Raw genomic sequence first — 25,785 nt, 5'->3', positions numbered from 1 at the left:
AAGGTCAGCGGCTTTAAGACAGATTCCCAGTGTAGAGCCCTGGAAATAAGTCGAGGGAAATTCGGGTAAGCGGGAAAGCTGTCTTTGCCGTCGCGCTCATCGATGCGTCAAATTAACGCAGGCGAGCGGTGCGGTACAGAGTGTAACAAGATAATGACTGTTGCCCAAATCGCAACAGTCAGGTGCTAGACCGGTAGGGTAAGGCCAAAGGTATTCCCACCGCTGTCACTGCGCACAAACACATCCCCGCCATGCATCAACGCAATCGCCTTGACGATTGCCAGCCCTAACCCGTGATTTGCCCCACTGTTGCTGCGCGACGCATCTACCCGATAAAAACGTTCGAACAGGCGCGGCAGGTGCTCGCTGGCAATCGTGTCGCCGGGGTTGGTCACACCGATAGAGACCTGATGCGCCTGCACCTCGATGTTCACGGCGATGACCTGGCCGGGCGCAGTGTGCTGCACCGCATTGCTCAGCAGGTTGATCAGCGCGCGGCGCAGGTGGGCCTTCTCGATCTGCACCAGGGCGTCACCGTGGACCTGCACCTGGACCTGGGCGTCTTCGAGGATGAAGTCCAGGTAGTCCAGGGTCGTGGCCACTTCGTCGGCCAGGGAGCTTTCGATCAGCTTGGTGGCTTTGCTGCCCTGGTCGGCGCTGGCGAGGAACAGCATGTCGTTGATGATCGAACGCAGGCGCTCCAGCTCTTCGAGGTTCGATTGCAGTACCTCGAAATAATGCTCGGCCGAGCGCCCTCGGGTCAGCGCCACCTGGGTCTGGCCGATCAGGTTGGTCAGCGGCGAGCGCAGTTCATGGGCCACATCGGCGTTGAACGACTCCAGGCGCGAATAGGCTTGCTCGACGCGGTCGAGGGTGGAGTTGAACGAATTGACGAACTGGCTCAACTCGGGGGGCAACGGCGACAGCTGCAGGCGCCCGGAGAGCTTCGGCGGCGCGAGTTTCTGCGCTTCGTCCGAGAGTTTGCCCAGCGGTTTGAGGCCGATGCGCGCCACCCAGAACCCCAGCAACGATGCCAGCACCACGCCTACCAGAGCCAGGCTGATCAACGCCACCAGCAGGTGATGCTGGGTGGCGCGGAAGTTCTCGGTGTCGATGGCGATCATGAAGCGCAGCGGCGGGCGTTGATCCTTGGCCGGGAACTGGCTCACCAGTACCTTGAACGGGTGTTTGTCGCCGGCCAGGCGCAAGTCGCGCTTACCTGTGCGTCCTTCGGCGAAGGCGCGGATCTGCGCATCTGGGTTGCCGTACTCGTAGTTCGGGTCGCTGCTCACGACCCAGAAGCGGATGCGTTTGTCTTCCTCGCTCAGCAACTTGAGCTTGGCCTGTATCTTTACCCAATGGTCCGGTGTACCGAAGCGATTCACCGACGATTCGAGCACGCTGTAGCGCGCCTCCAGTTCGGCGCCCGGCAGCAGGCCAAGGCTGCGGTCCACCTGTTGATAGAGCGCGCCGCCAATCAACAGGAAGATCAGTGCCGCCACCAGGGTGAACATGCTGCTCAGGCGCAAGGCAATCGAGTTAGCCGACACTGCGACTCTCCAACACATAGCCCATGCCGCGGATAGTGTGCAGCAGCTTGGTGTCGAACGGCCCGTCGAGCTTGGCGCGCAGGCGCTTGATCGCGACTTCCACCACATTGGCATCGCTGTCGAAATTGATGTCCCAGACCATTTCTGCAATCGCTGTCTTGGAGAGGATTTCGCCCTGGCGCCGTGCCAATACGCTGAGCAGCGAGAACTCCTTCGCAGTCAGGTCCAGGCGCTGGCCGTTGCGGCTGGCCTTGCGGCTGATCAGGTCGATCCACAGGTCGTCAACGGTGACCTGCACCGGCTCGTGCCCGCCACTGCGGCGGGTCAGGGCTTGCAGGCGCGCCACCAGTTCCAGGAACGAAAACGGCTTGCCCAGGTAATCGTCGGCGCCTTCGCGCAGGCCGCGAATGCGGTCTTCCACGCGCTCACGGGCGGTCAACATGATCACCGGTGTCTGCTTGCGCGCACGCAGCGCACGCAACACGCCGAAGCCGTCGAGGCCGGGCAGCATCACGTCGAGCACGATCACCGCGTAGTCGTTCTCCAGCGCCAGGTGCAGGCCTTCGACACCTTCGCGGGCGACATCGACCGTATAGCCTTGCTCGGTCAGACCGCGATGCAGGTAGTCCGCGGTTTTTTCTTCATCTTCAATAATCAGGACACGCATGAGTCTTTTGCTCCAGGGCCGGGCCTCAGTGTGTGCTCGCCAGCGCAGGCGTTGGTTTGGGCCGGTGGAAAAACTTCTCGAGGTACAAGTATATGACCGGTGTGGTGAACAGCGTCAGCGCCTGGCTCACCAGCAAGCCGCCGACCACCGCGATCCCCAGCGGCTGGCGCATCTCCGCACCGGGGCCGGCGCCAAGCATCAGCGGCACCGCGCCGAGCAGGGCGGCGAGGGTGGTCATGATGATCGGCCGGAACCGTGTAACGCAGGCTTCATAGATCGCATCTTCCGGCGACAGGCCCCTGACACGCTGAGCCTCCAGGGCAAAGTCGATCATCAGGATGCCGTTCTTCTTCACGATGCCGATCAACAGCACCAGGCCGATCAAGGCCATGATCGAAAAGTCCTGGCCCATCAGCGACAGCATGATCAGCGCCCCCAACCCGGCTGATGGCAAGGTCGAGATAATCGTCAGCGGGTGCACGAAACTTTCATACAGCACGCCGAGGATGATGTAGACCGCCACCAGCGCCGCCAGGATCAGCCACGGTTGGCTGGCCAGGGAGCTCTGGAACGCCTGGGCGGCGCCCTGGAAGTTGCCGATGATGGTGGTGGGCATGCCGATTTCATTCTTGGCCTGGTTGAGCATGATCACTGCATCGCCCAAGGCCACCCCCGGCGCCAGGTTGAATGACAGGTTGGCTGCCGGGAACATGCCGTCGTGGCTGATCGAAAGCGGCCCCACTGTGGGCGGGTCAACCTTGGCCAGCGCCGACAGCGGCACCATCTCATTGGTCAGCGGCGAGCGCAGGTAAAAGTAGTTGAGGCTTTCGGCCTTGCCGCGTTGCTGGGTGTCCAGTTCCAGCACCACTTGGTACTGGTTGATCTCGGTCTGGAACTCGTTGATCTGGCGTTGGCCGAAAGCATCGTACAGCGCCTGATCCACATCGGTGGCGGTCAGGCCGAAGCGTGCGGCGGCCTGGCGGTCGATGCTGATGTGGGTGATGCTGCCGCCCAGTTGCAGGTCGTTGGACAGGTCGCGAAAGGCCGGGTTGGCGCGCAGTTTTTCGGTGAGGCGCTGGGTCCAGGTATTCAGCGTCGGGCCGTCATTGCTCTTGAGCACGTACTGGTACTGGGCGCGGCTGGGGCCGGAACTCAAGTTGATGTCCTGGCCGGCACGCAGATACAGCACGATGCCCGGCACCTTGGCGAGTTTCGGCCGAATGCGGTCGATGAACTGGCTGGCGGACACATCGCGATCACCCCGGTCTTTCAAGGCGATCCAGAAACGGCCGTTGGCGATGGTCTGGTTGCTGCCGGTCACGCCTACCGAGTGCGAAAACGCTTGCACCGCCGGGTCGGCCTTGACGATCTCGGCCAGGGCCTTGTGCTTGGCGACCATGTCCGGGTACGACACGTCGGCCGCCGCTTCGCTGGTGCCGAGCACAAATCCGGTGTCCTGCACCGGGAAGAAGCCCTTGGGGATAAACACATAGCCGACCACGGCCAGGGCCAGGGTCACCACGAAGATCGCCGCCATACTGCGTTGATGGGCCAGGGCGCGGCGCAGGTTGCGTGCGTAGCCGGCCAACAGGCGCTCGCTGAAACCTGGTTTGTCGTGGGCGTGATGGGTGGGCGCTCGCATGAACAGCGCTGCGAGTGTCGGCGCCAGGGTTAGCGATACCACCACCGAAATCAGGATGGTCGAGGTGGCTGTCAGCGCGAATTCCTTGAACAGCCGCCCGACCACGCCGCCCATGAACAGCAGCGGAATGAATGCCGCCACCAGCGAGAAGCTGATGGACACCACGGTAAAGCCGATTTCACCGGCGCCCTTGATCGCCGCTTCGCGCTTGTCGAGGCCCGCCTCCAGATGACGGTGAATGTTCTCCACCACCACGATCGCATCGTCCACCACAAAGCCCACGGCAATCACGATTGCCACCAGCGTGAGGTTGTTCAGGCTGAAGCCCATCAGGTACATCAGCGCAAAACTGGCGACCAGCGACACGCCGAGCACACTGGACACAATCATCGTCGCCGATAATTGGCGCAAGAACAGCGCCATCACCGCCACCACCAGCAGGATGGCAATCAGCAGGGTCACTTCCACTTCGTGCAGGGAGGCGCGGATGGTCTTGGTGCGGTCGGTCAACACGCTGACCTGCACCGACGCCGGCAGCATGGCTTGCAGGCGCGGCAGCTCGGCTTGAATACGGTCGACGGTCTCGACGATGTTCGCGCCGGGTTGGCGCGAGATCACCAGGTTGACCCCGGGCGTGTCGCCGGACCAGGCCTGCACGTAGGCGTTTTCCGAACCGTTGATGACCTTGGCGATATCGCGCAGTTGTACCGGTGCGCCGTCCTTGTAGGACACGATCAATTGCGCGTAGTCCTCCGGGTGGAACAACTGGTCGTTGGTCGACAAGGTCGACACGCTGTTCTCGCCGTAGATCGCGCCCTTGGCCAGGTTGAGGCTCGATTGCTGGATGGCCAGGCGGATATCGGCGAGGGTCAGGCCGATGGCGGCGAGTTTGTCCGGGGACGCTTGCACGCGGATCGCCGGGCGTTGCTGGCCGGTGATGTTGATCTGGCCAACGCCGTCGATCTGGCTGATCTGCCGGGCCAGCAGGGTTTCCACGTAGTCGCTCAGTTCGGTGCTGGGCATGCTGTTGGAACTGACGCTGAGGATCAGTACCGGGCTGTCCGCCGGGTTGACCTTTTTCCAGGTCGGCAGGCTCGGCATATCGCTGGGCAGCTTGCCGGACGCGGTGTTGATCGCGGCTTGCACTTCCTGGGCGGCGGTGTCGATGCTCTTGTTCAGGGTGAACTGCAGGGTCAGCAGGCTGGAGCCCAAGGCACTGCTGGAGGTCATCTGGGTCATGCCGGGAATGGCGCTGAACTGCACCTCCAAAGGCGTGGCCACGGACGAGGCCATGGTGTCCGGGCTGGCGCCGGGCAGGGTGGCGGTGACCTGGATCGTCGGAAACTCCGCTTCCGGCAGTGGGGCGATGGCCAGGCGCGGGAAGGCAATCAGCCCGAGTAGCACCAGGGCGAAGGTCAGCAGCAGGGTGGCGACCGGGTGGTCGACGCACCAGGCTGATGGCGAACGGCTCATGGCTGCACCTTGGCATCGACGGTCTGGATGACCTGCGGCGGCTCCTTGAGCACCTCCACCTGCGCACCGGCCTTGAGCCGCGACTGGCCGTCACTGACCAGCACATCCCCGGCCTGCACGCCCTTGATGATGTTGAGGTCGCTGTCCTGGTACGTCACCTGCACCGGCACCACCTCGACCTTGTCACCGTTGACCCTGTACACGAAGTGCGAATCCAGACCGCGTTGCACCACGGTCGGCGGCACCACCAGCGCGTTTTTGTCGAGGGCGGTCTGGATCTTGATGGTCACCAGTTGCCCCGGCCACAGGCGTTGCGAGGCGTTGTTGAACTCGGCCTTGGCGCGCAGGGTGCCGGTGGTGGAGCTGATCTGGTTGTCGATCAGGCTCAAGTGGCCTTCGCCGAGCAAATCGCCGGTCTGGCCGTCGGTGTCGGCGCCCAGGTAGGCGTCGACGCTGGCTGGGGTGGGCGCTGCGATCAGGCTTTGCAGGGTGGGCAGCATCTGTTGCGGCAGGGAAAACTCGACGGCAATCGGGTCGATCTGGGTCACGGAAAACAGGCCCTGGGTATCGGCGGTACGCAGGAAATTGCCCTCATCCACGGTGCGAATACCCACGCGGCCGCTGACCGGTGAGCGAATCTGGGTGTAGGAAAGTTGCACTTGCGCCGAATCGATGGCGGCCTGGTTGCCCTGGGCGGTGGCCTTGAGCTGGTTGACCAAGGCTTGCTGCTGGTCATAGGTCTGCTTGGACACGCCGTCGTCAACGCTCAATGCCTTGTAGCGCTTGAGGTTGACCAGCGCCACCTGCAACTGTGCCTGGCTTTCGCCCAGTTGCGCCTTGGCCTGGTCGAGGCTGGCGCGGATCGAGCGGTCATCGATGGTCGCCAGCAGGTCGCCGGCCTTGACCCGTTGGCCTTCCTTGACCAGCAATTTAGTGAGGATGCCGTCCACTTGCGGGCGAATCACCACACTGTGCAGTGACAGCACCGAACCGATCCCGCTGACAAAACGCGGAACATCCTGTTGCGCCACGCTCACCACCCGCACCGGAATCGCCGTGGGCGCCGCCAGTTTGGCTTTGGCTGGACGGGTCAAGGTCCAGGCTGCAACGGCCAACACCACGAGGACAGCCACGATCAGGGCGGTTTTGCGTTGAATGTGCATGGGGTGAGGCGCCAGGGCAAAGGATTGGAAGTGTGTGAGGCCTTTATAGCCTGCCAACCCGGTCAGCAAGGTGACCGCTAACTGACGGCGCTGTCAGTAAAGGCAGACCATTCGTACGGGTGGTGGTTAAAGATCCGAGGCGGGCAGGTATACTGCGCGCCAGCGTGGCCCGCAAGCCGGCCCCGCGTCATTTCTTGCACGCTCCGGAGCTTCCATGACTTCCCCGACACAACCCCCTGTTGAAGCGGCCGACCTCGTCGATCCGGCCAGCGCCGAAGGCGTTGAAAAAGCCGAGATCCCGGCGTTCAAATTCCCCTTCAAGCCGGGTGAGCTGGCCGGGGCCAAGAATGCCGCCCAGCCCTGGTACAAGAACGGCGCCAAGAACGGTCACACCAAGACCCCAGGCATGGCGCCACCGGGCACCCGCCGTTCCATGGGTAAACGTTAAGATTAATCCACTGTAATATTTGCGGGATGTTGCCTACAGCTCCAGTCGCTATTTCGTCTTGTAGGCCCGCGACCGTTTCTTGAAAGCTTGCACAGCTTCCGCTGCCCCCCTGGTTTTTCCACAGGGCGCAGCGGAGGGCGCTCTTTCCGGAAAAGGACGTTTCCTGTGGCCCTGATACACCTCTGTGTAGCGTTTGCCCTGTTGCTGGCGGTGGATGCCGTTGCAGGCCTTGATCAACCGCGACGCGAAATCCGCTTCGCCGTTGCCGCGCAATTTCCGCCCTTCCAGAGCCGCAACCCGCAAGGGCAGTTGGTCGGCTTGAATATCGAGTTGGGCAACGCCCTTTGCCAGCAGTTGAATGTGCGCTGTACTTGGGTCGACCAGGTGCTGGTCGAAGACTTCGAACGTCTTGAAGCGCGGCAATTCGATGCAATCATGGGTATTGCCCCTACACCACTACGCCGGCGCTGGGTCAGTTTCACCGACAACCTCTACCCCTTCACCACACGCCTGGTCGCACGTCGAACCTCGGGCCTGATGCCGCTACCAAGGTCGCTCAAGGGCAAGCGAGTGGGCGTATTGCTGGGCAGTAATCGAGAAGCCTTTGTTCGTTCGCAATGGGCGCGCAAAGGCGTGATTATCAAGAGTTTCTGGCTCAACGACGAACTGGTCCGCAGCCTGGTGGCAGGCGATATCGATGCGACCCTGCAGGGCACTGTGGAAATTCGCGAGGCCCTGCTCGACACGGCTGCCGGCCAGGACTTCGACTTCCTGGGCCCCGCCGTTTGTGCTGAGCTGTTGGGCAATGGTGTTGCGATTGCGCTGCGCAATACCGACACGGCGCTGCGTGTCGAGCTTAACCGTGCGCTTGAGCAGCTCAAGCACAATGGCGAGTACCAGCGGATCGTCGCGCCTTATCGGCTGGACGTGCCGTGATGGCTAATTAATTGCGCAGAACATGAGCTGGATCAGTATTTGCCCCCTCGGTGCGCTTAGAGTCGACGCCCTGCCGACTCCCCTAACAATCACGAGCGCGCTTCTCCATGAAGATCAATCTGCCGGTCACCGGTCGGAATGTGGACTTTGCCCCCGACGCCAACATCCTTTCGACCACCGACCTGACCAGCGCGATTACCTACGCCAACCAGGACTTCATCGACATCAGCGGCTACAGCCGTGACGAGCTGCTGGGTGCGCCGCATAACGTCCTGCGCCATCCGGACATGCCAGCCGAGGCGTTCGCCCATATGTGGCAAACCCTCAAGAGCGGCCGGTCGTGGATGGGCATGGTGAAAAACCGCTGCAAAAACGGTGACCACTATTGGGTCAGCGCGTATGCCACACCGGTGACCCGAGAGGGCGCGACCGTGGAGTATCAATCGGTGCGTACCAAGCCGGATGCGCACAGGATCGCAGTGGCGGAGCGGATGTATGCGCGCTTGCGAGCGGGTAAGCGGCTGTCCTGGCCGGTCGTCGGCATGGGGGTGAAATTGTCGGCATGGGTCATCGCCACTTGCGCGGTGACCTGGGCCTTGGGCTTGAGCCTGACGGGCTACGCGCTGGTCTGGCAGTTACTGGCGTTGGTGGCGGGGTGTGCGGTGGGGGCGGCTGGCGTGCGGCTGATGTTGCGGCCCTTGGCTGAACTGCAACGGCGGGCGCGCTGGGTGGCCGACAACCCGCTGAGCCAGGTGATCTACACCGGGCGCGGTGATGAGTGTGGGCAGATCGAGTTCGCCCTGCACATGCTCGAAGCCCAAGCGGGCGCGGTGGTCGGGCGTATTGGTGATGCCGCCCAGCGCCTCTCCGGCCACGCCGCACGGTTGGTGCAGCACCTTGACAGCAGTCACGCCAGCAGCCTGGGCCAGCAGACCCAGACCGACCAGGTGGCGGCAGCCATTCACCAGATGGCCGCCAGCGTGGCCGAAATGGCCAACCATGCCCAGCAGGCGTCCAGGGCGGCCGAGCAGGCCGGCAGCGAAACCCGTGAAGGCCACCTGCGTGTGGATGAAAGTCGTGATGCGGTGTTGCGCTTGTCCCAGGAGCTGGCGCGGGCCACGCAGGTGATCCACCAGTTGGAAAACCACAGCGGTGAAATCAGCAGCGTGCTGGAAGTGATCCGCACGATTGCCGAGCAGACCAACCTGCTGGCCCTGAACGCGGCTATCGAAGCGGCGCGGGCCGGTGAGCAAGGGCGCGGGTTTGCGGTGGTGGCCGATGAAGTGCGTGGCCTGGCCCAGCGCACCCAGCAATCGACCGACGAAATCCAGCGCATGATCAGTACCCTGCAAGGCGGCGCACGGGACGCGGTGCAGGCGATGGCCCACAGTGGCGAGCATGTCCAAGCCAGTGTCAAACAAGCCCAGCAGGCCGCCGCCGCACTGGATGGCATCAGCCAGCGCGTCATGCAAATCACCGCCATGAGCCAGCAGATTGCAACCGCCGTGGAAGAGCAGAGCACGGTGAGCGAGGACATCAATCGCAACATCGTCGGCATCCGTGATGCCGGCGAGGCCACCGTCAGTGCCGGGCAGCAGAGCCGGCTCAGTTCAAGCGACGTGGCCGGACTGGCGGAGGATCTGCGCCAGCTGGCGCGTGAGTTCTGGTCTAGGCCGCGCGCAACGAGATAAACGCGTAGTTGGCCGGCACCTCGGTGGCGATCTGCGCCCCGGCATCCAGCACTTGCTCGGCGATGTCCATCCCCGAGACATGGAACACCCACTCGTTGGCCACGGACGGCTGACCCATCGCCAACTCGATCGCTTGGGCAAACGCGCCCATGTCCGGCAGGTAAGCGGTAAACCCATCCCCCTTGAGTGCTGTGGTGCGAATGCCGAGCAAGGCGCACACCGCTTCCTTGGTCTGCACATCATCACGGTCGGCCTGGCGTGAGCGCTGGATCAACTGCGCCAGTTCCGGGTCCATCAACTGGCCGCCCACGATCAGCTCCGGCCCCTGCTCCCAGGACTCCGGCGGGCAATCCTTGGCGGCGGGGTTCAATGGGATATGCGGGTTGATCTCCATCGGGTAGATGCGGCACACCAGCGGGCGGCGCTCATAGATACGGCAGCGGTTGTCCTCGTCAAGATTCCGGCAGGGGCCGGCGTTGTAGGCGGCAAAGGTGATTGCCACAAACGCCTCGGTGTTGCCGCTGGGCACGACCACCGAACGGCGTTCGGCATGTTCGCGTTGTTGTGGGGGCAGGCCCAGGCCATTGCCCAGGAAACCTTCCACCAGGACGATGACGCTGCCGCCGTCGGCCGCCCACTGGCGGGCTTCTTCGAGGGTCAGGGGGACGTGATGATCGGAGCAGCATTTGCCGCAACCTACGCAGGAAAATTGAGTGTTCATGGCAGATCTGTCACCAGGCTAGGTCAGAGGGCACGCAAGAACGGTGACGGGTTTTTACCTCTGTTCACCGTTTTGTCTCTCTGGAAGCAAGTTACACGCCAGTGCCTGTCAGTCCTCTGTCACTACGTCGCGTAGGACAAATCTCATGCCTGCGCTCTCATACAGCTGCCGAGCGCGCAGGTTGCTTTCCAATACCTTGAGGTCCACATAGGGCTCGCCGCGTTGCTTGAAGGTATGGAAGCTGTGCAGCAACAACGCGCGGCCCAAGCCCTGGCCTTGGGCGCAAGGGTGAACGGAGAGGTGCTTGATGAACGCGCTGGTCCAGCATTGCGCGACGGCGAGAATACCGTCGTGGTTGCTCGCCACCAGGCACAGCGTGGGGTCGAACTCGGCGTCGGTGGTGAATTGTTGTTGCCAGGTTTCCAGGTGGGGGACGCGGCCGCCGCCCTGGTCCTGGGTCATGCGCAACACCGCATGAATCGCGGGTGCAAGCTCGTCACGGTAATGATCCAACTGTGTACCCGCCGGCCACAGCGGGGCGGGCAGGCTGCCGGTGAGGTCGCGGCGCAGCAGTTGGAAGTATTCGCTCACAGGCCTTTTTGCGCCACGCTTTGAGCGGCCACCACCAGGCACTTGGTCAACTCGGGAGAAGAGAACTTTGTGAGCACCGCGTCGGCGCCGGCCAGCCGGGCTTTTTCGCTGTTCATCGCGCTGTCCAGGGAGGTGTGCAGCAAGATATACAGGTGCTGGAAATCAGGGGTTTCGCGCAGGGTGCGGGTGAGGGCGTAGCCGTCCATTTCCGACATCTCGATGTCCGACACCACCACATTGATCTGCTCCGCCGTGCCTTGCAGCTCCAGCAGCACATCGATGGCTTCCTTGGCGCTGCGCGCGGTGTGGCAAGTGAGGCCGAGGTTGCGCAGGGTGTGTACCGATTGCTGCAGCGCGACCTGGCTGTCGTCCACCACCAGGATGCGCGCATTGCCCAGCACTTCGGCTTCTTCCATGGTCAGGTCGGTGGGCGCGGCTTCAATCGGCGCCGGGGCGATGCCGTGGATGACTTTTTCGATATCCAGCACCTGCACCAGGCCGCCTTCCACCTGGGTCACCCCGGTGATAAACGCACGGTTACCGCCGGAGCCGTAGGGCGGTGGGCGGATGTCGGTGGTCAGGCAATGCACGATCTTGCTCACCGCTTGCACATGCAGGCCCTGCTTGGAGCGGCTCACATCGGTAACGATCAGGCAGCCGCCGTCCGGGTCTGCCAGGGGCATTTCGCCGAGGGCGCGGCTCAGGTCGATCACCGCCAGCGAATTGCCGCGCAGGGTGGCGATGCCTTTCACATGCGGGTGGGACTCCGGCAGCTTGGTCAGCGGCGGGCATGGGATGATTTCGCTGACTTTCAGCAGGTTGATCGCCATCAGCTTGCCGCTGCGCAAGGTAAAGAGCAGAAGCGAGAGTGAGTCTGCGCGGGCTTTGGTGGTGGACATAAAAACCTTCTGTGGATCAGGGATGACGAACATCTATGGAAGGTTATCGACTTGAGTGAGCCAGGCTTTAACCGGATTTCGTGCCGGACGGAAGTCGATGTGGGAGGGGGCCCCTCCCACATTAATGTTCGGTCAGTGTTTCCAGACTTGCGGGTTTACCAGGTCCTGCGGGCGCTGGCCCAGCAGGGCGCTGCGCAGGTTGTCCAGGGCGCGGTTGGCCATGGCTTCGCGGGTTTCATGGGTGGCCGAGCCAATGTGCGGCAGGGTCACCGCATTGTTCAGTTGGAACAGTGGCGATTCGGCCAGTGGCTCCTGTTCATACACATCCAGCCCGGCGCCACGGATACGCTGGCTTTGCAGGGCTTCGATCAGCGCCGGTTCGTCTACCACCGGGCCGCGGGAAATATTGATCAGGATTGCGCTGGACTTCATCAGCCCCAGCTCGCGGGTGCTGATCAGGTGCCGGGTCTTCTCACTCAATGGCACCACCAGGCACACGAAATCCGCCTCGGCCAGTAGCGCGTCCAGGCTGCGAAACTGTGCGCCCAGCTCCTGCTCCAGCGCCTGCTTGCGGCTGTTGCCGCTGTACAGGATCGGCATGTTGAAACCCAGACGTCCACGCCGAGCCACGGCCGCGCCGATATTGCCCATGCCGACGATGCCCAGGGTCTTGCCGTGCACATCGCAACCGAACAACGGCGCGCCGACGCTGGCTTTCCACTGGCCGGCCTTGGTCCAGGCGTCCAGCTCGGCCACCCGGCGAGCGCTGCTCATCAGCAGGGCGAAGGCCAGGTCGGCGGTGCTTTCGGTGAGTACATCCGGGGTGTTGGTGAGCATGATCCCGCGTTCGTTGAAGTACGCCACGTCGTAGTTGTCGTAGCCCACCGACACGCTGGACACCACCTCCAGCTTGCTTGCGCCCTGCAACTGCTCGCGGCCCAGCTTGCGGCCAACGCCGATCAGGCCGTGGGCGTGGGGCAGGGCTTCATTGAATTGAGCATTGATGTCGCCCAGCTTGGGGTTGGGCGCGATCACTTCGAAATCCTGTTGCAGGCGTTCGATCATTGCCGGGGTGACGCGGCTGAAGGCGAGGACAGTCTTTTTCATTGCAGGCGGGCTCATCGACTACGGAGGAATGCCAAGCACGCTAACATTCCTTGCCACTGTTGTCAGGGGACGGCAGACCTAAAGTGGGCAGAGAAAAATGTGGGAGGGGGCTTGCCCACGATGGCAGTGTATCGGCCAACACATCTGGTGACTGACGCACCGCTATCGGGGGCAAGCCCCCTCCCACATTTAATCTGTATCACCTGGGAAAGATCAGTTCGCCAGGCGAGCACCGCTGAGGCTGCCACTCAATTCATACGCCACCAGTTCCGCCTGATGCGCCGCCAGAATCTCCGGCAACGAGCCGCGCAGGTATTCCACCCAGGTCTTGATTTTCGCATCCAGGTACTGGCGCGAGGGGTAGATGGCGTACAGGTTCAATTCCTGGGAACGGTAGTTGGGCATGACCCGCACCAGGGTGCCGTTGCGCAGGCCCTCGATGGCCGCGTACACCGGCAGCAGGCCGACACCCATGCCGCTGGTGATCGCGGTTTTCATCGCATCCGCCGAGTTCACCAGGAACGGCGAGGTGTTGATCGCCACGCTTTCCTGGCCTTCGGGGCCGTTGAAGGTCCACTTGTCCAGCTGAATCACCGGGCTGACCAGGCGCAGGCAGGCGTGGTTAAGCAAATCCTGTGGGCGCTGTGCGCAACCTTTGGTCTTGACGTAATCCGGCGAGGCACAGGCGATGCTGTAGGTGATGCCCAGGCGCTGGGACACGAAGCCCGAGTCCGGCAGTTCGCTGGCCAGCACGATGGACACGTCATAGCCTTCGTCGAGCAGGTCCGGCACGCGGTTGGCCAGGGTCAGGTCGAAGGTCACGTCCGGGTGAGTACGGCGATAGCGAGCGATGGCGTCGATGACGAAATGCTGGCCGATGCCGGTCATGGTGTGCACTTTCAACTGCCCGGCGGGACGGGCGTGGGCGTCACTGGCCTCGGCTTCGGCTTCTTCGACATAGGCCAGGATCTGTTCACAGCGCAGCAGGTAGCGTTTACCTGCCTCGGTCAGTGCAATGCGCCGGGTGGTGCGGTTGAGCAAGCGGGTTTGCAGATGGGCCTCAAGGTTGGAGACCGCGCGCGACACATTGGCAGTGGTGGTATCCAGTTGCACGGCGGCGGCGGTGAAGCTGCCGGCCTCGGCCACGCAACTGAAGGCGCGCATGTTTTGCAAAGTGTCCATGGAGTGTTCTCAGGGGAGATAACAAATTGTGACAGAAAGTTACGCCGTCCAGTGATCCCTACCAACGGATTATCGCCTGAACGGTAACAAAGATTCACAGGAATACCAGCTTATCGTCCTTCATATCGCCCCCTAGAATTGCGCCACCTACCCCGCACCACCACCTCAGGAAGTCGCTTGCCGTGCCGCGTCGCATCAGCAGAGAGCTGAAGACTCTCAGTGTTTGGGCCTTATCGTTAGCAATCAGCGGCTGCATCGGAACCGGAGGAATCGCCCCACAAGGCCAGTCCCTGAACGCCAATAACCTGGCCACCGACGACGCCATCCAGAGCGCCGCACAAGACGCCCACTGGCCCACCGCACACTGGTGGCAAGCCTTCGGCGATCCCCAACTGAACCGCTGGGTCGACCTCGCGACCCAACACAGCCCAAGCATGGCCATGGCCGCCGCGCGGGTGCGTGAAGCACGGGCCATGGCCGGGGTTGCCGAGTCGGCCGAGTCGTTGCAGATCAATAGTGACACCACCCTCAAGCGCCACAACTGGCCGAAGGATCAGTTCTACGGGCCAGGTGAGCTGAGCGGTGCCAACACCTGGGACAATAATGCGTCCCTGGGCCTGAGCTACGCCCTCGACCTGTGGGGCCGTGAAAGCAATGCCACCGAGCGTGCCGTTGACCTGGCCCACATGAGCGCCGCCGAGGCACGCCAGGCCCAGCTTGAATTGCAGAACAACGTGGTGCGCGCCTATATCCAGCTGTCGTTGCAGTACGCCAACCGCGATATCGTTGCGGCGACGCTGGCGCAACAGCAGCAGATCCTCGACCTGGCCAACAAACGCCTGGACGCAGGCATCGGCACCCATTTCGATGTGAGCCAAGCCCAAACCCCGTTGCCGGAAACCCACCGCCAACTGGACGCATTGGACGAGGAAATCGCCCTGAGCCGTAACCAGTTGGCGGCGTTGGCGGGTAAAGGTCCGGGAGACGGTGCGCAGTTGCAGCGCCCGAGCCTGTCCCTCGCCGCGCCCTTGAAGTTGCCATCGAGCCTGCCTGCGCAATTGATTGGCCAGCGCCCGGACGTGGTCGCCAGCCGTTGGCAGGTCGCAGCCCAGGCCCGTGGCATCGATGTGGCCCACGCCGGGTTCTATCCCAACGTGGACCTGGTCGGCAGCCTCGGCTACATGGCCACCGGCGGCGGCATGCTGGAGTTCCTGGCGGGCAAGAAATTCAACTACAACGTCGGTCCGGCGATCACCTTGCCGATCTTCGACGGAGGGCGCCTGCGTGCGCAATTGGGTGAAGCCAGCGCCGGTTATGACATCGCGGTCGCCAGGTACAACCAGACGCTGGTCAACGCGCTCAAGGGCATCAGCGACCAGTTGATCCGTCGCGAGTCCATGGACAAGCAAGCGTCCTTCGCCGCGCAGTCGGTGGCCTCGGCGCAGAAAACCTACGACATCGCGATGATCGCCTACCAGCGCGGCCTCACTGACTACCTCAATGTGCTGAATGCGCAGACGTTGCTGTTCCGCCAGCAGCAGGTGCAGCAACAGGTGCAGGCCGCCCGCCTGAGCGCCCACGCGGAATTGGTCACCGCCCTGGGCGGTGGCCTCGGTGCCGGCAGCGACGTACCGCAAGACGCCAAGACCCTCCCGAGCAAGACCCCGACGGCACTGGCCGTATTTGATCACTGAGTAGGATTTGATGACTCCCTTGCCTGCACCGCTGCGCTGGCTGCATGCCCTTGAGTGGCGCCGTGGTTTTTTCGACTGGGCACGCAGCGACGGCGTGACCTGGGTGTATATCTTCAAGGTGCTGGCCGCCGCGTTCCTCACGCTGTGGTTGGCCATGCGCCTGGAATTGCCGCAACCGCGCACGGCGATGATCACTGTGTTTATCGTGATGCAACCGCAAAGCGGCCAGGTATTTGCCAAGAGCTTCTATCGCTTCCTCGGCACCCTGGCAGGGTCGGCGGTGATGGTGCTGTTGATCGCCTTGTTTGCGCAGAACACCGAGTTGTTCCTCGGCGCGCTGGCGATCTGGGTCGGCATTTGCACCGCCGGTGCGACGCGCAACCGTAACTTTCGGGCCTACGGTTTTGTGCTGGCCGGCTACACGGCGGCGATGGTCGGCCTGCCGGCCCTGGCGCATCCGGAAGGAGCCTTTATGGCGGCGGTGTGGCGGGTGCTGGAAATCTCCCTGGGGATCCTGTGCGCCACGCTGGTCAGCGCCGCGATCCTGCCGCAAACCTCCAGCGCCGCGATGCGCAACGCCTTGTACCAGCGCTTTGGCGTGTTCGCGCTGTTCGTCACCGATGGCCTGCGCGGGCGCAGCCAACGTGAAGGGTTCGAGGCCAGCAATGTACGTTTCATCGCCGAAGCCGTGGGCCTGGAAGGGCTGCGCAGCGTCACAGTGTTTGAAGACCCGCACATGCGGCGGCGCAATGGTCGGCTCAGTCGCCTCAACAGCGAGTTCATGAGCCTCACCACGCGCTTCAGTGCCTTGCACCAGTTGCTTGAACGGCTGCGCACCGATGCCGCCGACCACGTTGTTGCGGCGATCAAACCCGGCCTGCAAGACCTGGCTGAAGTGCTCGATGGTTTCTCGGGTCGAGCGCTCACCAGTCCCGACGCGGCGCGCCTGGTCAATCAACTGAGCGCCTACAAGGACGGCTTGCCCACCAAAGTGCGCAGCCTGCGCGCAACGTTCCAGGAAGGCGACCCCACCGAAGCCGAGCAACTGGATTTCCACACCGCCTACGAGCTGCTCTACCGCTTCGTCGACGACCTGCACAACTATGCGCAAACCCACGCGTCGTTGGCCGATCACAGCCATGCGCGTGAGCAGTGGGACGAAACCTTTATCCCGAAGACCAACTGGCTGGCCTGCGCTGCGTCGGGGATTCGCGCGTCGTTTATCTTGATTGTGCTCGGTAGCTATTGGGTGGCCACCGCGTGGCCCAGCGGCGCGACCATGACTTTGATTGCCGCCGCCACCGTGGGCCTGTCCGCCGCCACGCCAAACCCCAAACGCATGGCGTTCCAGATGGCCTGCGGCACCTTGATCGGTGCGTTGGTGGGCTTTGTCGAAATGTTCTTTGTGTTCCCCTGGATCGACGGCTTCCCGCTGCTGTGCGTGATGCTTGCGCCGGTGATCATCTTCGGCGCGTTTCTCGCCTCGCGCCCGCAGTACGCGGGTGTCGGCGTGGGCCTGTTGATCTTTTTCAGTACCGGCTCGGTGCCGGACAACCTCACGATCTACAACCCCTACACCTTTATCAACGACTACATCGCCATGATCATCGGCATGCTGGTGTGCGCGGCGGCCGGTGCGATCATCCTGCCGCCCAACAGCCGCTGGTTGTGGCGCCGCCTGGAGCAGGACCTGCGTGAACAGGTGGTGTATGCGATCAGCGGCAAGCTCAAGGGCCTGGCTTCGAGCTTCGAAAGCCGCACCCGCGACCTGCTGCACCAGGCCTACGGCCTCGCCGTCGGCCAGCCGCAAGTGCAACGCGACCTGCTGCGCTGGATGTTCGTGGTGCTGGAAGTCGGCCACGCGATCATCGAGTTGCGCAAGGAGCAGGCGATCCTGCCGGTGCACCCGGCGTACGCCGAGTCCCAGCCGTGGCGCCAGGCGATCCGCGTGATGGGCCGCTCGCTGGTGCGGCTGTTCCTGCAACCCAGCGCGAGCAACCTGGAGCGTGGCCTGATTGCCGTCGACCATGCGATCAGCCGCGTGCAGGCCACCGACGAACCCTTCGCCCCGCACTTCGACACCTCGGCCCTGCGCCGGGTGAAAAGCTACCTGCACTTTATCCGCACCTCGTTGCTCGACCCGCAATCGCCACTCGCTGCCTTTAAAGGAGCTGCGCATGCCCCGTGAAATCGCCTTCCACGGCATCTACATGCCGACCATGACCCTGATGTTTCTGATCGCGGCGGGGCTGGCCTGGGGTGTGGACCGCTTCCTGGCCGGGTTCGACCTGTACCGTTTTTTCTGGCACCCGGCGTTGCTGCGCCTGAGCCTGTTCGTCTGCCTGTTCGGCGCCCTGGCGCTGACCGTCTACCGTTGAGAATGCCCCGATGAAAAAGTTTTTCAGCCTGCTCGCGACCTTGCTGGTACTGGCCCTGGCGATCTGGATTGGCCGCACGCTGTGGGTGCATTACATGGAAACTCCATGGACCCGCGATGGCCGTGTGCGCGCCGACATCATCAACGTTGCCGCCGACGTCACCGGCGAAGTGGTCGACGTGCCGGTGCGTGACAATCAGTTGGTGAAGAAGGGTGACCTGCTGATGCAGATCGACCCCGAGCACTACCGCATTGCCGTCAAGCAGGCGCAATCCCTGGTCGCGTCGCGCAAAGCCACCTGGGAAATGCGCAAGGTCAACGCCCATCGCCGGGCGGACCTGGATGCGCTGGTGATTTCGAAGGAAAACCGCGACGACGCCAGTAACATCGCCGACTCAGCATTGGCCGATTACCAGCACGCGCAGGCGCAACTGGAGGCGGCCGAACTGAACCTGAAACGCACCCGAGTGCTGGCGGCGGTGGACGGTTACGTCACCAACCTCAACGTGCACCGAGGCGATTACGCACGCATCGGCGAAGCCAAGATGGCCGTGGTGGATATGAATTCGTTCTGGGTCTATGGCTTCTTCGAGGAAACCAAATTGCCCCAGGTGAAAGTCGGCGACAAAGCCGATATGCAGTTGATGAGCGGCGAGACGTTAAAGGGCCATGTAGAAAGCATCTCGCGCGGCATCTACGACCGCGACAACCCCGAGAGCCGCGAGCTGATTGCCGATGTGAACCCGACCTTCAACTGGGTACGCCTGGCCCAGCGGGTGCCGGTGCGGATTCATATCGATGAGGTGCCGCAGGGGGTGTTGTTGGCGGCGGGGATTACTTGCACGGTGATCGTCGATAAGGCCCGTTAGCCGAGAAACCCGCGAATCACACCGACGCCTTCTGGAGTGATCCCGAGGGTGTTTGCCGCCACAATGATTCTTTGGTCGCCTCGCTCGGTCAACAGTACAGGATCCGTCACCACGGGGGACTGCATGTCGGTATAGCCCTTTCTGTCGAAGATCAGGTCCAGGGTGCCATCTGCTTTGAAGCGGGCCACATAGATCCAACCACCCCGAGAAGCGGTGACGATGTTCCCGGCGTTGGTGGACATCACGCACTGCCAGCCATTGTCACGTTTGTTATCGAATTGACTCCGTAGAAGCTGACCATTGTTGAATGGAAGATGTGGCGCGCCGTCGGGCGTAATGGCCCGCAGGAGGCCCTGGGTGGTTCCCGCGCCGATCACCCCAACCTGGCCCGCAGCCACGATGCTGTTGTCTGCGCGTTCTACAAGGGCATTGAAGGTCGTGTGCTCGCCGCTGATGCCAACGGTGTGATAGCCAGGTGTTTGAGGGGGACCAAAGGTAGTGTCGAGTGTACCGCCATGGTTGAGCCGTGCGACAAAGGCGGTATCGGTAGCAGGGTCAAAACGGGCATGACCGACAATAACAATTTTATGGCGGTTGCCCTGGCTGATACAGGCGTTGACCGCAGTAGCCGCGTTGGCGACGGGCAATTTGAAGTCCAGCCTTCCATTGCCGTTGAGGCTGGGGTCCAGCTGCCCATTTGGCTGCAAGCGGAACACCGTCCCGTTCGTCATCGTCGGCGCTGCACGCTGTGCGTAGTTGGCAGTGACCAGGATGCTCCCGTCGTGTTGCAGGTATACGGTTGCCGAGTCTTCAGTCAGCCCTTCACTTTGGTGGGTCAGCAGGATGCACACACCCGCGTTGGCAAACTGAGGGTCGAGTGTGCCTTGGCTGTCGAAACGAGCGATGACCAAGTCTGCCCATGGCGTGTCTTGATCGCGCCATGTCCAACCCAGCATCAGGATTTTTCCATCGGGCTGAACTGCCAGCCTTGAGCCTCCGGCCTGTGTCAGGGGCAAGAACATGCCTGACACCAAGCCATTGTTACCCCATGAGTCATCCAGGCTGCCATCTGTCTTCAGGCGACCCAACCCGAATACGTAGTTGCCATTGTGAAAGAGGTTGGCGCTGAACAGGACCTTGCCGTCCAAGGTGGTCGTCAGCCCTTTGAAATGATGGGTGACGATGAAGTCGGGATGTTTTTTGAGTATCCACTCCAGCGCGGCCACACCATTGTTACCGAAATTGGGGTCTGGGCTACCGGGTTGTTGCGAGGAGGCGGCGCTTGGGAGGTTCATTGGCGTGTCGCTCCATCTGCTGTCAGAAAGGACCGGCCTCAGTCTGTTGGTGAATGAATGCCTCGTCTACTGTCAGATCTGACAGGTGGCCGGGGCTATTGCAGGTTGCCAGGTGTTTGCGCCAACAACGTCTCATGCAGGTGGCGCCACAAAAGCACACCACTGGCCTGCTTCTCGAACACCACGGTTGCGCGGCGATCTGTCTGCGTGCCGCTGGCGTCCACTTGATGCTCGCGGTAAGTCACCGTTGCCCCACGGGCATGCCGGTCGATCCCGGCCATCTCGCTCAAGGTGATCTTCAACCCAGGGCGCATGCCGCCTAAACGCGTGAACAGTGCATTGACCCCGGCTGCATTCACCCTTGCGCCGGTAGCGGGGGCGATCATGCTGAACGCCGGCGAGAAGCGGGCGAGCAACGTCTGCAAGGTGCCTTCGGGTGCGACACCGGCAAACCATTGCTCGATCTCGACGTGGGTCTGGATCACTTCTTCAAAAAAATCGCTGTAGTCGATCATTTACAAACTCCCATTCAAACCAAAACGTTTCTTCAACACCTTCTCCAACAACCCCTTGGGCAACAACGCCGCCAGCAGCGGCAACGCGCGGCTGCCGTTACCCGAACGCAGCAGGCGCGGCGGTTGCGACTGTTGCACGGCCTTGAGCACATCCGCGGCAAACTCATTGGCGGGTGTCGGCTTGTCCTGGGACGCCTGGCTGCGTGCGCGGATGCCGTCGCGCAATGGCCACCAAGGGGATTGCTCGTTGATCAACAGTTCGGCCTGGGCGCCGGCGTTTTTTGCGAAGCGGGTATTGATCGCACCGGGCTGCACTTCCATGACCCGCACGCCAAACGGCGCGAGTTCCATGCGCAGCGCGTCGCTCAAGGCATGTACGGCCGCTTTTGATGCGCAGTAGGCACCGGCAAATGGCGTGACCAATACGCCGGAAACACTGCCAATGTTCACCACCAGGCCTTTGCTGCGGCGCAGGGTCGGGAACAGCGCCTGGGTCACACCGACGATAGAAAATACATTGGTCTCGAACTGGCGTTGCATGGCCTCGGTGCCGCCATCGAGCAACGGGCCCATGGCGCCATATCCGGCGTTGTTGACCAGCACATCCAGATCGCCTAGCTGTTCGGCCAGGTGTTGCAGGGCGGTGCTGTCGTTGACGTCCAGCTCGACCGCATTGAAGCCCGCAGCGGCAAGGGCGGCGACATCTTCCGGGCGGCGGGCGCTGGCCCACACGCTGTAGCCGGCGGCTTTGAACGCGTCAGCCAGGGCACGGCCAATACCACTGGAACAGCCGGTGATGAGTACGTTGGGCATGGGTCAGTCCTTTGTCAGTCCGAGAAACTGCCTTGCAGGTGCTCGGCACGAAATTCCAGGGTTTGCGGGCGATAGCCGGGGCGCAACGGCGGCGTGGGCAGGCAGTCTTCCCAGGTCGACCCGGCCTGCAACTCCCCAGGGCCGCGATAGCGGGGGGCGGCGTAGACGTTGTCGGCCAGGTTGACCGAGTCGCCCGGTGCATAGGCGGCGACGCGCCAGCGCAGTTCGGTCAGCGGTACATCGTTGCCGTTGTTGAGGGTCAACTTGAGCGGGCGGTCGGCCGGGCACTCTTGCGGGGCGTAGCTGATGCGCAGTTCCAGGCGGGCCAGTTGCGAGGCTTCGCGGTTGTCCAGCCAGACCACCCAGATTGCTACGAAACCCAGGCCCACGGCGGCGGCCAGGGAGACGGGCAAGGCCTTGGCGGGGTAGCGCAGCAGCAGGATCAGCCAGGTGATGATCAGGAGAACGCCGAAGAACATGGAGACCACCTCGAATAGGGAACGAGCATCCTAACTTAAGCGTAGGTGGGATTGGCGACCTTGAGTGCTGTGGTGACTGTGTGGGCGTCATCGGGGGCAAGCCCCCTCCCACCCTTGATCTGTGAACACATTCAACTGTGGGAGGGGGCTTGCCCCCGATGAGGCCCTTGCAGTCACCGCAAAAGCCCAAACAAAAAGCCCCCACCCAACCCACTGCGGATAGGGGACGCAATGGGCTGGGCGAGGGCTTCTTGTACGACTGTTTTACTGCGCGATAGTTTTCACCGACACGCCACGTTCTACCGGTGTGGAGCGACCGTAGATATCTTCGAAGCGCTCGATATCGTCTTCGCCCAGGTAGCTGCCCGATTGCACTTCGATGATCTCCAGCGGGATCTTGCCCGGGTTGCGCAGGCGGTGCACCGAGGCGATCGGGATGTAGGTGGACTGGTTCTCGGTGAGCAGGAACACGTTCTCGTCACAGGTCACTTCGGCGGTGCCGCTGACCACGATCCAGTGTTCGGCGCGGTGGTGGTGCATCTGCAGCGACAGGCATGCGCCCGGCTTGACCGAGATGTGCTTGACCTGGAAGCGCCCGCCCATGTCCACCGAGTCGTAGGAGCCCCACGGACGATAGACTTCGCAGTGGTTCTGGGTTTCGCTGCGGCCCTGGTCGTTGAGGGTGCTGACCATCTGCTTGACGCCCTGGACCTTGTCCTTGTGGGCAATCATCATCGCGTCCTTGGTTTCCACCACCACGATGTTGTCCAGGCCGATCACCGATACCAGCTTGCCGTTGCCGTGGATCATGCAGTTGCGGCTGTCCTGTATCACCACGTCGCCTTTGCTGACGTTGCCGTGGACGTCTTTATCGTTGACCGCCCACAGCGAGGCCCAGCAACCCACGTCGCTCCAACCGGCACTCAGCGGCACCACGCAGGCGCGCTGGGTTTTTTCCATCACGGCGTAGTCGATGGAATTGTCCGGGCAGCAGGCGAAGGTGGCTTCGTCGAAGGACACGGTATCGGCATCCTGTTCGCTGCGTTCCAGGGTCAGCAGGCAGGTGTCGTAGATGTCCGGGTCGTGCTTTTTCAGCTCTTCGAGGAAGCGGCTGGCGCGGAACAGGAACATGCCGCTGTTCCAGAAGTAACCGCCGCTTTTGACGAACTCGATGGCGCGTTTTTCATTGGGTTTTTCCACGAACTGCTCGACGCGGCTCACGCCTTCCGGCAGCAGCGAATCGTTGGTGGACTTGATGTAGCCATAACCGGTTTCCGGACGGGTGGCCGGCACGCCAAACAGCACCATCTCGCCACGCTCGGCAGCCACGGTGGCCAGGGCCAGGGCGCGCTGCAGGGCTTTCTGGTCGTCGATCACGTGGTCGGCGGGCAGCACCAGCATCAGCTCGTCACGGCCTTCGTTGACCAGCATCATCGCGGTAAGGGCCACGGCCGGCGCGGTGTTGCGGCCGAACGGCTCCATCAGGATGCGCTGGCTTTCCAACTTACGGGAGGCCAGTTGTTCGTTGACGATAAAACGGTGGTCCTTGTTGCAGACCACGATCGGGGTGTCCATGCCTTCGAACACAAGGCGCTCCAGGGTCTGCTGGAACAGCGTGTGCTCACCGGTCAGGGCCAGGAATTGTTTAGGGAACTGTTTACGGGAAAGCGGCCAAAGACGTGAGCCGCTACCACCGGAAAGGATGACTGGAATCATGGGGGTTTCTCCTTGAATCGATTTGGGTCAGAGCTACGAAGGTTTGTCGTTTCACTCTTGTTTTTGTCTCGGTCCGGGTTGGTCTCAACCAACCCGGAAAAATGCTTTAGCGGGTCGACACTGGGCGTTTCACCCAGACTGGCGACAAGCTCGAACCGGAACCTGTGACGTACAGCACGGCTGCCTCACCACGTTCCAGGGCCACTGGCTTCACATCGCCGACTTTCTTGTCACCGTCATACAGCGCCAGGCTCACCTTCACCGGGTTGATCTCACGCTCGCCACGGCCCTTGGCTGCCACCGACTTGACCACATCGGTCTTGCCATCGGCGGTTTTCAGGGTCAGGGCCTTGTCGCTGAGGTTCTGCACGCGCACCAGGGACTTCTGCTTGTTCTTGAACGGCGGTTCTTCGATCAGCTGTGGCTGGCCGCTGCCGCTGTTGACCAGGGTGTAGTAGTGGTCTGGAGCGAGCTTGACCGGTACGGTCTGGCTGCCGACCTTGGCGCTGTAGTCACCGCCGGGCATGAAGCTGAAGTCGCTGCTGGCCAGTGGGGCCACGTCGCTCAGGTTGGTGGCGCCAACGGTAGCGCTGACTTCCTGGTTGCTGGCGTTGTAGATGCGCACGAAGCTCGAGCCTTTTGGCGCGGTAGGGCCGTACAGGGCGGCGTCGCCACCGGCGAAGGCGGACATCGATACGAAGCTCAAACCGGCTGCAATGGCCAGGGTTTTAGCGAGACGACGCGGAGTTGTAGTGAAAGTCATGTGAGTTACCTCTCTTTCAGTTTTGCGCCCGGTCGGGCGTCTCGGATTTTTGAGTGTTCAAAGCCATGTTCTGTTGGCGCGAACCGGCTTGTTTAAGCTGCGCAACCCACGCGGGGTCGGCATCACCGATTTCGTTGTTCACGGGCAGATAACGTTCAGGAAACTCCCAGATCAGCACCTGGGGCGGGCTGTTCTTGAAGTCATCGCTTTTCAGGTAGCTGAGCATCGGCAGGATCGGGCCATGGCCGTCTTCGGCGTAGCTGACCACGTCGCTGCCCAGGGCTTGCTTGAGGGCACCGACGAAGTTCCAGTTGGGGTTGGCGCTGTAGCTGGTGCCCACCAGGGCTACCGGGGTTTCGCTGTCGCTGAACAGCGCGTCGTCACCTTTGGTTTCGGCCAGGTGCGTGACACGTTTTTGCAGCGGCTCTTGCGGTGGCATCAGGTTTTCGAACAGCGGGTCCAGCGGCAGGAACAGACGCAGGTCGCCTTTGTGCGGTGTGGTGCTCTCGGCCTCGGTGACAAAACGCTGTGGCTCGCCGCTCAGTGGGGTCTTGGCGGCAATGGTCTTGGCCAATTGCTTGGCGGCGATTTCAGCGCCGTCCGGGGTCCAGTGGGTGTCGGTGCGCAGGAACACCTGCTTGCCGCCGAGCTTGGCCTGTTGCAGCGGGCCGAGCAGGTCCGGGGCGATGATCTTGTCGGCGGCGACACGGGCGTGGAAGTCCTGGTAAAGGTTGGCGTGGATGCTGGCCGGTTTCACTTCACCCAGGTGTTCCGGATACAGGCGCACCTTGGCCGGCACGATTGCCATCACCAGTTGGATGCCTTGGGCCTTGAGCTTCTGGCGCACGCCTTCGACCAGCGCGTAGTTACCTTCCAGGTTCTGGTCTTCGTTGACGGCGGGGTTGAACTCCTCGTCGCTGTACAACCAGTGATCGCGGCCCAACACCACACCAGGGCGGCCTTCATTGAACAGCTTGTAGTCCAGCGCCGCCCACAGGTTGGTGCCCAGACGCTTGATCGGGAACTGGTCGTCGTAGTGGGTCTCGACGGCCTTGGTCCAGCGACCGTTGAGCACGGTGGCGTCGGCGTTGGTGCTGAAGCCGAAGAAACTGCGCAGCGACCAGGCGCCCAGGGCCAGCAGCACCACCAGGAACAGGCCGATATAGAGGACGCGTAATGAACGGGTCATGGTCG

23 protein-coding genes and 1 pseudogene are annotated in these 25,785 nt (G+C 62.3%); 8 read left to right on the top strand and 16 right to left on the bottom strand.

Features of this window, described 5'->3' with window-relative positions; translation table 11 throughout:
• Positions 1-185 precede the first annotated feature (185 nt).
• Genes NL123_RS25550 through NL123_RS25535 form a run of 4 tightly spaced genes read right to left on the bottom strand, consistent with a single transcriptional unit; the run spans position 186 to position 6,495 of the window.
• Positions 186-1,550: a heavy metal sensor histidine kinase gene (locus NL123_RS25550; protein WP_494356611.1), complete on the bottom strand. Its 1,365-nt coding sequence runs from the start codon at positions 1,548-1,550 to the stop codon at positions 186-188.
• Positions 1,540-2,217, bottom strand: coding sequence for a heavy metal response regulator transcription factor (locus NL123_RS25545; RefSeq protein ID WP_494356610.1), 678 nt, complete (start codon positions 2,215-2,217; stop codon positions 1,540-1,542). The genes NL123_RS25550 and NL123_RS25545 overlap by 11 nt, the downstream gene beginning before the upstream one ends.
• Before the next feature lie 25 nt (positions 2,218-2,242).
• On the bottom strand, positions 2,243-5,332 hold the full coding sequence (locus NL123_RS25540) for a multidrug efflux RND transporter permease subunit (protein ID WP_494356609.1): 3,090 nt from the start codon (positions 5,330-5,332) through the stop codon (positions 2,243-2,245).
• Positions 5,329-6,495, bottom strand: a complete 1,167-nt coding sequence (locus NL123_RS25535) for an efflux RND transporter periplasmic adaptor subunit (protein WP_494356608.1) — start codon at positions 6,493-6,495, stop codon at positions 5,329-5,331. Before NL123_RS25535 ends, NL123_RS25540 begins: the two co-directional genes overlap by 4 nt.
• A 214-nt stretch (positions 6,496-6,709) precedes the next feature.
• Here NL123_RS25535 and NL123_RS25530 point away from each other — a divergent pair, with 214 nt between their 5' ends.
• From NL123_RS25530 to NL123_RS25515, 4 genes and pseudogenes are all read left to right on the top strand, one after another.
• Positions 6,710-6,943: a hypothetical protein gene (locus tag NL123_RS25530; protein WP_010213018.1), complete on the top strand. Its 234-nt coding sequence runs from the start codon at positions 6,710-6,712 to the stop codon at positions 6,941-6,943.
• 165 nt (positions 6,944-7,108) lie between these two features.
• The gene (locus NL123_RS25525; protein WP_248486275.1) at positions 7,109-7,879 is read left to right on the top strand and encodes a transporter substrate-binding domain-containing protein; all 771 of its coding nucleotides are present in this window, start codon (positions 7,109-7,111) and stop codon (positions 7,877-7,879) included.
• A 107-nt stretch (positions 7,880-7,986) separates the two neighbouring features.
• Positions 7,987-8,268 (top strand): annotated as a pseudogene (locus NL123_RS25520) (PAS domain-containing protein); the annotation flags it as partial.
• A 195-nt stretch (positions 8,269-8,463) separates the two neighbouring features.
• On the top strand, positions 8,464-9,570 hold the full coding sequence (locus NL123_RS25515; protein ID WP_494358342.1) for a methyl-accepting chemotaxis protein: 1,107 nt from the start codon (positions 8,464-8,466) through the stop codon (positions 9,568-9,570).
• On the opposite strand, the gene NL123_RS25510 is transcribed toward NL123_RS25515, so the two are convergent.
• The 5 genes from NL123_RS25510 to NL123_RS25490 form a co-directional block, all read right to left on the bottom strand.
• A complete protein-coding gene (locus NL123_RS25510; protein WP_248486280.1) occupies positions 9,548-10,291 on the bottom strand; it encodes a YkgJ family cysteine cluster protein in 744 nt (247 codons plus the stop codon). The genes NL123_RS25515 and NL123_RS25510 overlap by 23 nt on opposite strands.
• 108 nt (positions 10,292-10,399) lie before the next feature.
• The gene (locus tag NL123_RS25505) at positions 10,400-10,882 is read right to left on the bottom strand and encodes a GNAT family N-acetyltransferase (RefSeq protein ID WP_248486282.1); all 483 of its coding nucleotides are present in this window, start codon (positions 10,880-10,882) and stop codon (positions 10,400-10,402) included.
• Positions 10,879-11,781, bottom strand: a complete 903-nt coding sequence (locus NL123_RS25500) for a chemotaxis protein CheV (RefSeq protein ID WP_071494091.1) — start codon at positions 11,779-11,781, stop codon at positions 10,879-10,881. Before NL123_RS25500 ends, NL123_RS25505 begins: the two co-directional genes overlap by 4 nt.
• 132 nt (positions 11,782-11,913) lie before the next feature.
• Positions 11,914-12,888 carry a 2-hydroxyacid dehydrogenase gene (locus NL123_RS25495; RefSeq protein WP_248486284.1) on the bottom strand — a complete coding sequence of 325 codons (975 nt, stop codon included), beginning with the start codon at positions 12,886-12,888 and terminating at the stop codon, positions 11,914-11,916.
• Between the two features lie 213 nt (positions 12,889-13,101).
• The gene (locus NL123_RS25490; protein ID WP_122719937.1) at positions 13,102-14,070 is read right to left on the bottom strand and encodes a LysR family transcriptional regulator; all 969 of its coding nucleotides are present in this window, start codon (positions 14,068-14,070) and stop codon (positions 13,102-13,104) included.
• Between the two features lie 182 nt (positions 14,071-14,252).
• Here NL123_RS25490 and NL123_RS25485 point away from each other — a divergent pair, with 182 nt between their 5' ends.
• From NL123_RS25485 to NL123_RS25470, 4 genes are read left to right on the top strand one after another with little or no spacing between them, the layout of a single operon-like run.
• Positions 14,253-15,764: an efflux transporter outer membrane subunit gene (locus tag NL123_RS25485; RefSeq protein ID WP_494356607.1), complete on the top strand. Its 1,512-nt coding sequence runs from the start codon at positions 14,253-14,255 to the stop codon at positions 15,762-15,764.
• Positions 15,765-15,774: 10 nt separating this feature from the next.
• Positions 15,775-17,952, top strand: coding sequence for an FUSC family protein (locus NL123_RS25480; RefSeq protein ID WP_494356606.1), 2,178 nt, complete (start codon positions 15,775-15,777; stop codon positions 17,950-17,952).
• Complete coding sequence (locus NL123_RS25475; protein ID WP_058422933.1) at positions 17,942-18,142, top strand: DUF1656 domain-containing protein; 201 nt, start codon at positions 17,942-17,944, stop codon at positions 18,140-18,142. The genes NL123_RS25480 and NL123_RS25475 overlap by 11 nt, the downstream gene beginning before the upstream one ends.
• 10 nt (positions 18,143-18,152) lie before the next feature.
• On the top strand, positions 18,153-19,010 hold the full coding sequence (locus NL123_RS25470) for an efflux RND transporter periplasmic adaptor subunit (protein WP_494356605.1): 858 nt from the start codon (positions 18,153-18,155) through the stop codon (positions 19,008-19,010).
• Here NL123_RS25470 and NL123_RS25465 read toward each other — a convergent pair.
• The 7 genes from NL123_RS25465 to NL123_RS25435 form a co-directional block, all read right to left on the bottom strand.
• Positions 19,007-20,305, bottom strand: a complete 1,299-nt coding sequence (locus tag NL123_RS25465) for a hypothetical protein (RefSeq protein WP_494356604.1) — start codon at positions 20,303-20,305, stop codon at positions 19,007-19,009. The genes NL123_RS25470 and NL123_RS25465 overlap by 4 nt on opposite strands.
• 95 nt (positions 20,306-20,400) lie before the next feature.
• Positions 20,401-20,820, bottom strand: a complete 420-nt coding sequence (locus NL123_RS25460) for a DUF4440 domain-containing protein (protein WP_248486289.1) — start codon at positions 20,818-20,820, stop codon at positions 20,401-20,403.
• Complete coding sequence (locus NL123_RS25455; protein ID WP_248486290.1) at positions 20,821-21,633, bottom strand: SDR family oxidoreductase; 813 nt, start codon at positions 21,631-21,633, stop codon at positions 20,821-20,823.
• A gap of 14 nt (positions 21,634-21,647) precedes the next feature.
• Positions 21,648-22,112: a multidrug transporter gene (locus NL123_RS25450; protein WP_494356603.1), complete on the bottom strand. Its 465-nt coding sequence runs from the start codon at positions 22,110-22,112 to the stop codon at positions 21,648-21,650.
• Positions 22,113-22,376: 264 nt separating this feature from the next.
• Complete coding sequence (locus tag NL123_RS25445; protein ID WP_494356602.1) at positions 22,377-23,828, bottom strand: mannose-1-phosphate guanylyltransferase/mannose-6-phosphate isomerase; 1,452 nt, start codon at positions 23,826-23,828, stop codon at positions 22,377-22,379.
• Positions 23,829-23,934: 106 nt separating this feature from the next.
• Entirely contained in the window at positions 23,935-24,591 is a 657-nt protein-coding gene (locus NL123_RS25440) for an alginate O-acetyltransferase AlgF (RefSeq protein WP_058422926.1), read from the bottom strand.
• Between the two features lie 16 nt (positions 24,592-24,607).
• Positions 24,608-25,780 carry an alginate O-acetyltransferase gene (locus tag NL123_RS25435; protein ID WP_058422925.1) on the bottom strand — a complete coding sequence of 391 codons (1,173 nt, stop codon included), beginning with the start codon at positions 25,778-25,780 and terminating at the stop codon, positions 24,608-24,610.
• Between the last annotated feature and the right edge of the window lie 5 nt (positions 25,781-25,785).

The organism is Pseudomonas sp. FBCC-B1565 (assembly GCF_059133265.1).
This window is presented reverse-complemented; position numbering and strand designations above follow the sequence as displayed.

What these genes read in the sequence shown, in the direction of transcription:
- NL123_RS25545 (WP_494356610.1), bottom strand. Translation starts at nt 2,217, where the DNA reads ATGCGTGTCCTGATTATTGAAGATGAAGAAAAAACCGCGGACTACCTG.
- NL123_RS25480 (WP_494356606.1), top strand. Translation starts at nt 15,775, where the DNA reads ATGACTCCCTTGCCTGCACCGCTGCGCTGGCTGCATGCCCTTGAGTGG.
- NL123_RS25500 (WP_071494091.1), bottom strand. Translation starts at nt 11,781, where the DNA reads ATGTCCACCACCAAAGCCCGCGCAGACTCACTCTCGCTTCTGCTCTTT.
- NL123_RS25495 (WP_248486284.1), bottom strand. Translation starts at nt 12,888, where the DNA reads ATGAAAAAGACTGTCCTCGCCTTCAGCCGCGTCACCCCGGCAATGATC.
- NL123_RS25530 (WP_010213018.1), top strand. Translation starts at nt 6,710, where the DNA reads ATGACTTCCCCGACACAACCCCCTGTTGAAGCGGCCGACCTCGTCGAT.
- NL123_RS25445 (WP_494356602.1), bottom strand. Translation starts at nt 23,828, where the DNA reads ATGATTCCAGTCATCCTTTCCGGTGGTAGCGGCTCACGTCTTTGGCCG.
- NL123_RS25540 (WP_494356609.1), bottom strand. Translation starts at nt 5,332, where the DNA reads ATGAGCCGTTCGCCATCAGCCTGGTGCGTCGACCACCCGGTCGCCACC.
- NL123_RS25535 (WP_494356608.1), bottom strand. Translation starts at nt 6,495, where the DNA reads ATGCACATTCAACGCAAAACCGCCCTGATCGTGGCTGTCCTCGTGGTG.
- NL123_RS25450 (WP_494356603.1), bottom strand. Translation starts at nt 22,112, where the DNA reads ATGTTCTTCGGCGTTCTCCTGATCATCACCTGGCTGATCCTGCTGCTG.
- NL123_RS25465 (WP_494356604.1), bottom strand. Translation starts at nt 20,305, where the DNA reads ATGAACCTCCCAAGCGCCGCCTCCTCGCAACAACCCGGTAGCCCAGAC.
- NL123_RS25475 (WP_058422933.1), top strand. Translation starts at nt 17,942, where the DNA reads ATGCCCCGTGAAATCGCCTTCCACGGCATCTACATGCCGACCATGACC.
- NL123_RS25460 (WP_248486289.1), bottom strand. Translation starts at nt 20,820, where the DNA reads ATGATCGACTACAGCGATTTTTTTGAAGAAGTGATCCAGACCCACGTC.
- NL123_RS25490 (WP_122719937.1), bottom strand. Translation starts at nt 14,070, where the DNA reads ATGGACACTTTGCAAAACATGCGCGCCTTCAGTTGCGTGGCCGAGGCC.
- NL123_RS25470 (WP_494356605.1), top strand. Translation starts at nt 18,153, where the DNA reads ATGAAAAAGTTTTTCAGCCTGCTCGCGACCTTGCTGGTACTGGCCCTG.
- NL123_RS25510 (WP_248486280.1), bottom strand. Translation starts at nt 10,291, where the DNA reads ATGAACACTCAATTTTCCTGCGTAGGTTGCGGCAAATGCTGCTCCGAT.
- NL123_RS25435 (WP_058422925.1), bottom strand. Translation starts at nt 25,780, where the DNA reads ATGACCCGTTCATTACGCGTCCTCTATATCGGCCTGTTCCTGGTGGTG.
- NL123_RS25440 (WP_058422926.1), bottom strand. Translation starts at nt 24,591, where the DNA reads ATGACTTTCACTACAACTCCGCGTCGTCTCGCTAAAACCCTGGCCATT.
- NL123_RS25455 (WP_248486290.1), bottom strand. Translation starts at nt 21,633, where the DNA reads ATGCCCAACGTACTCATCACCGGCTGTTCCAGTGGTATTGGCCGTGCC.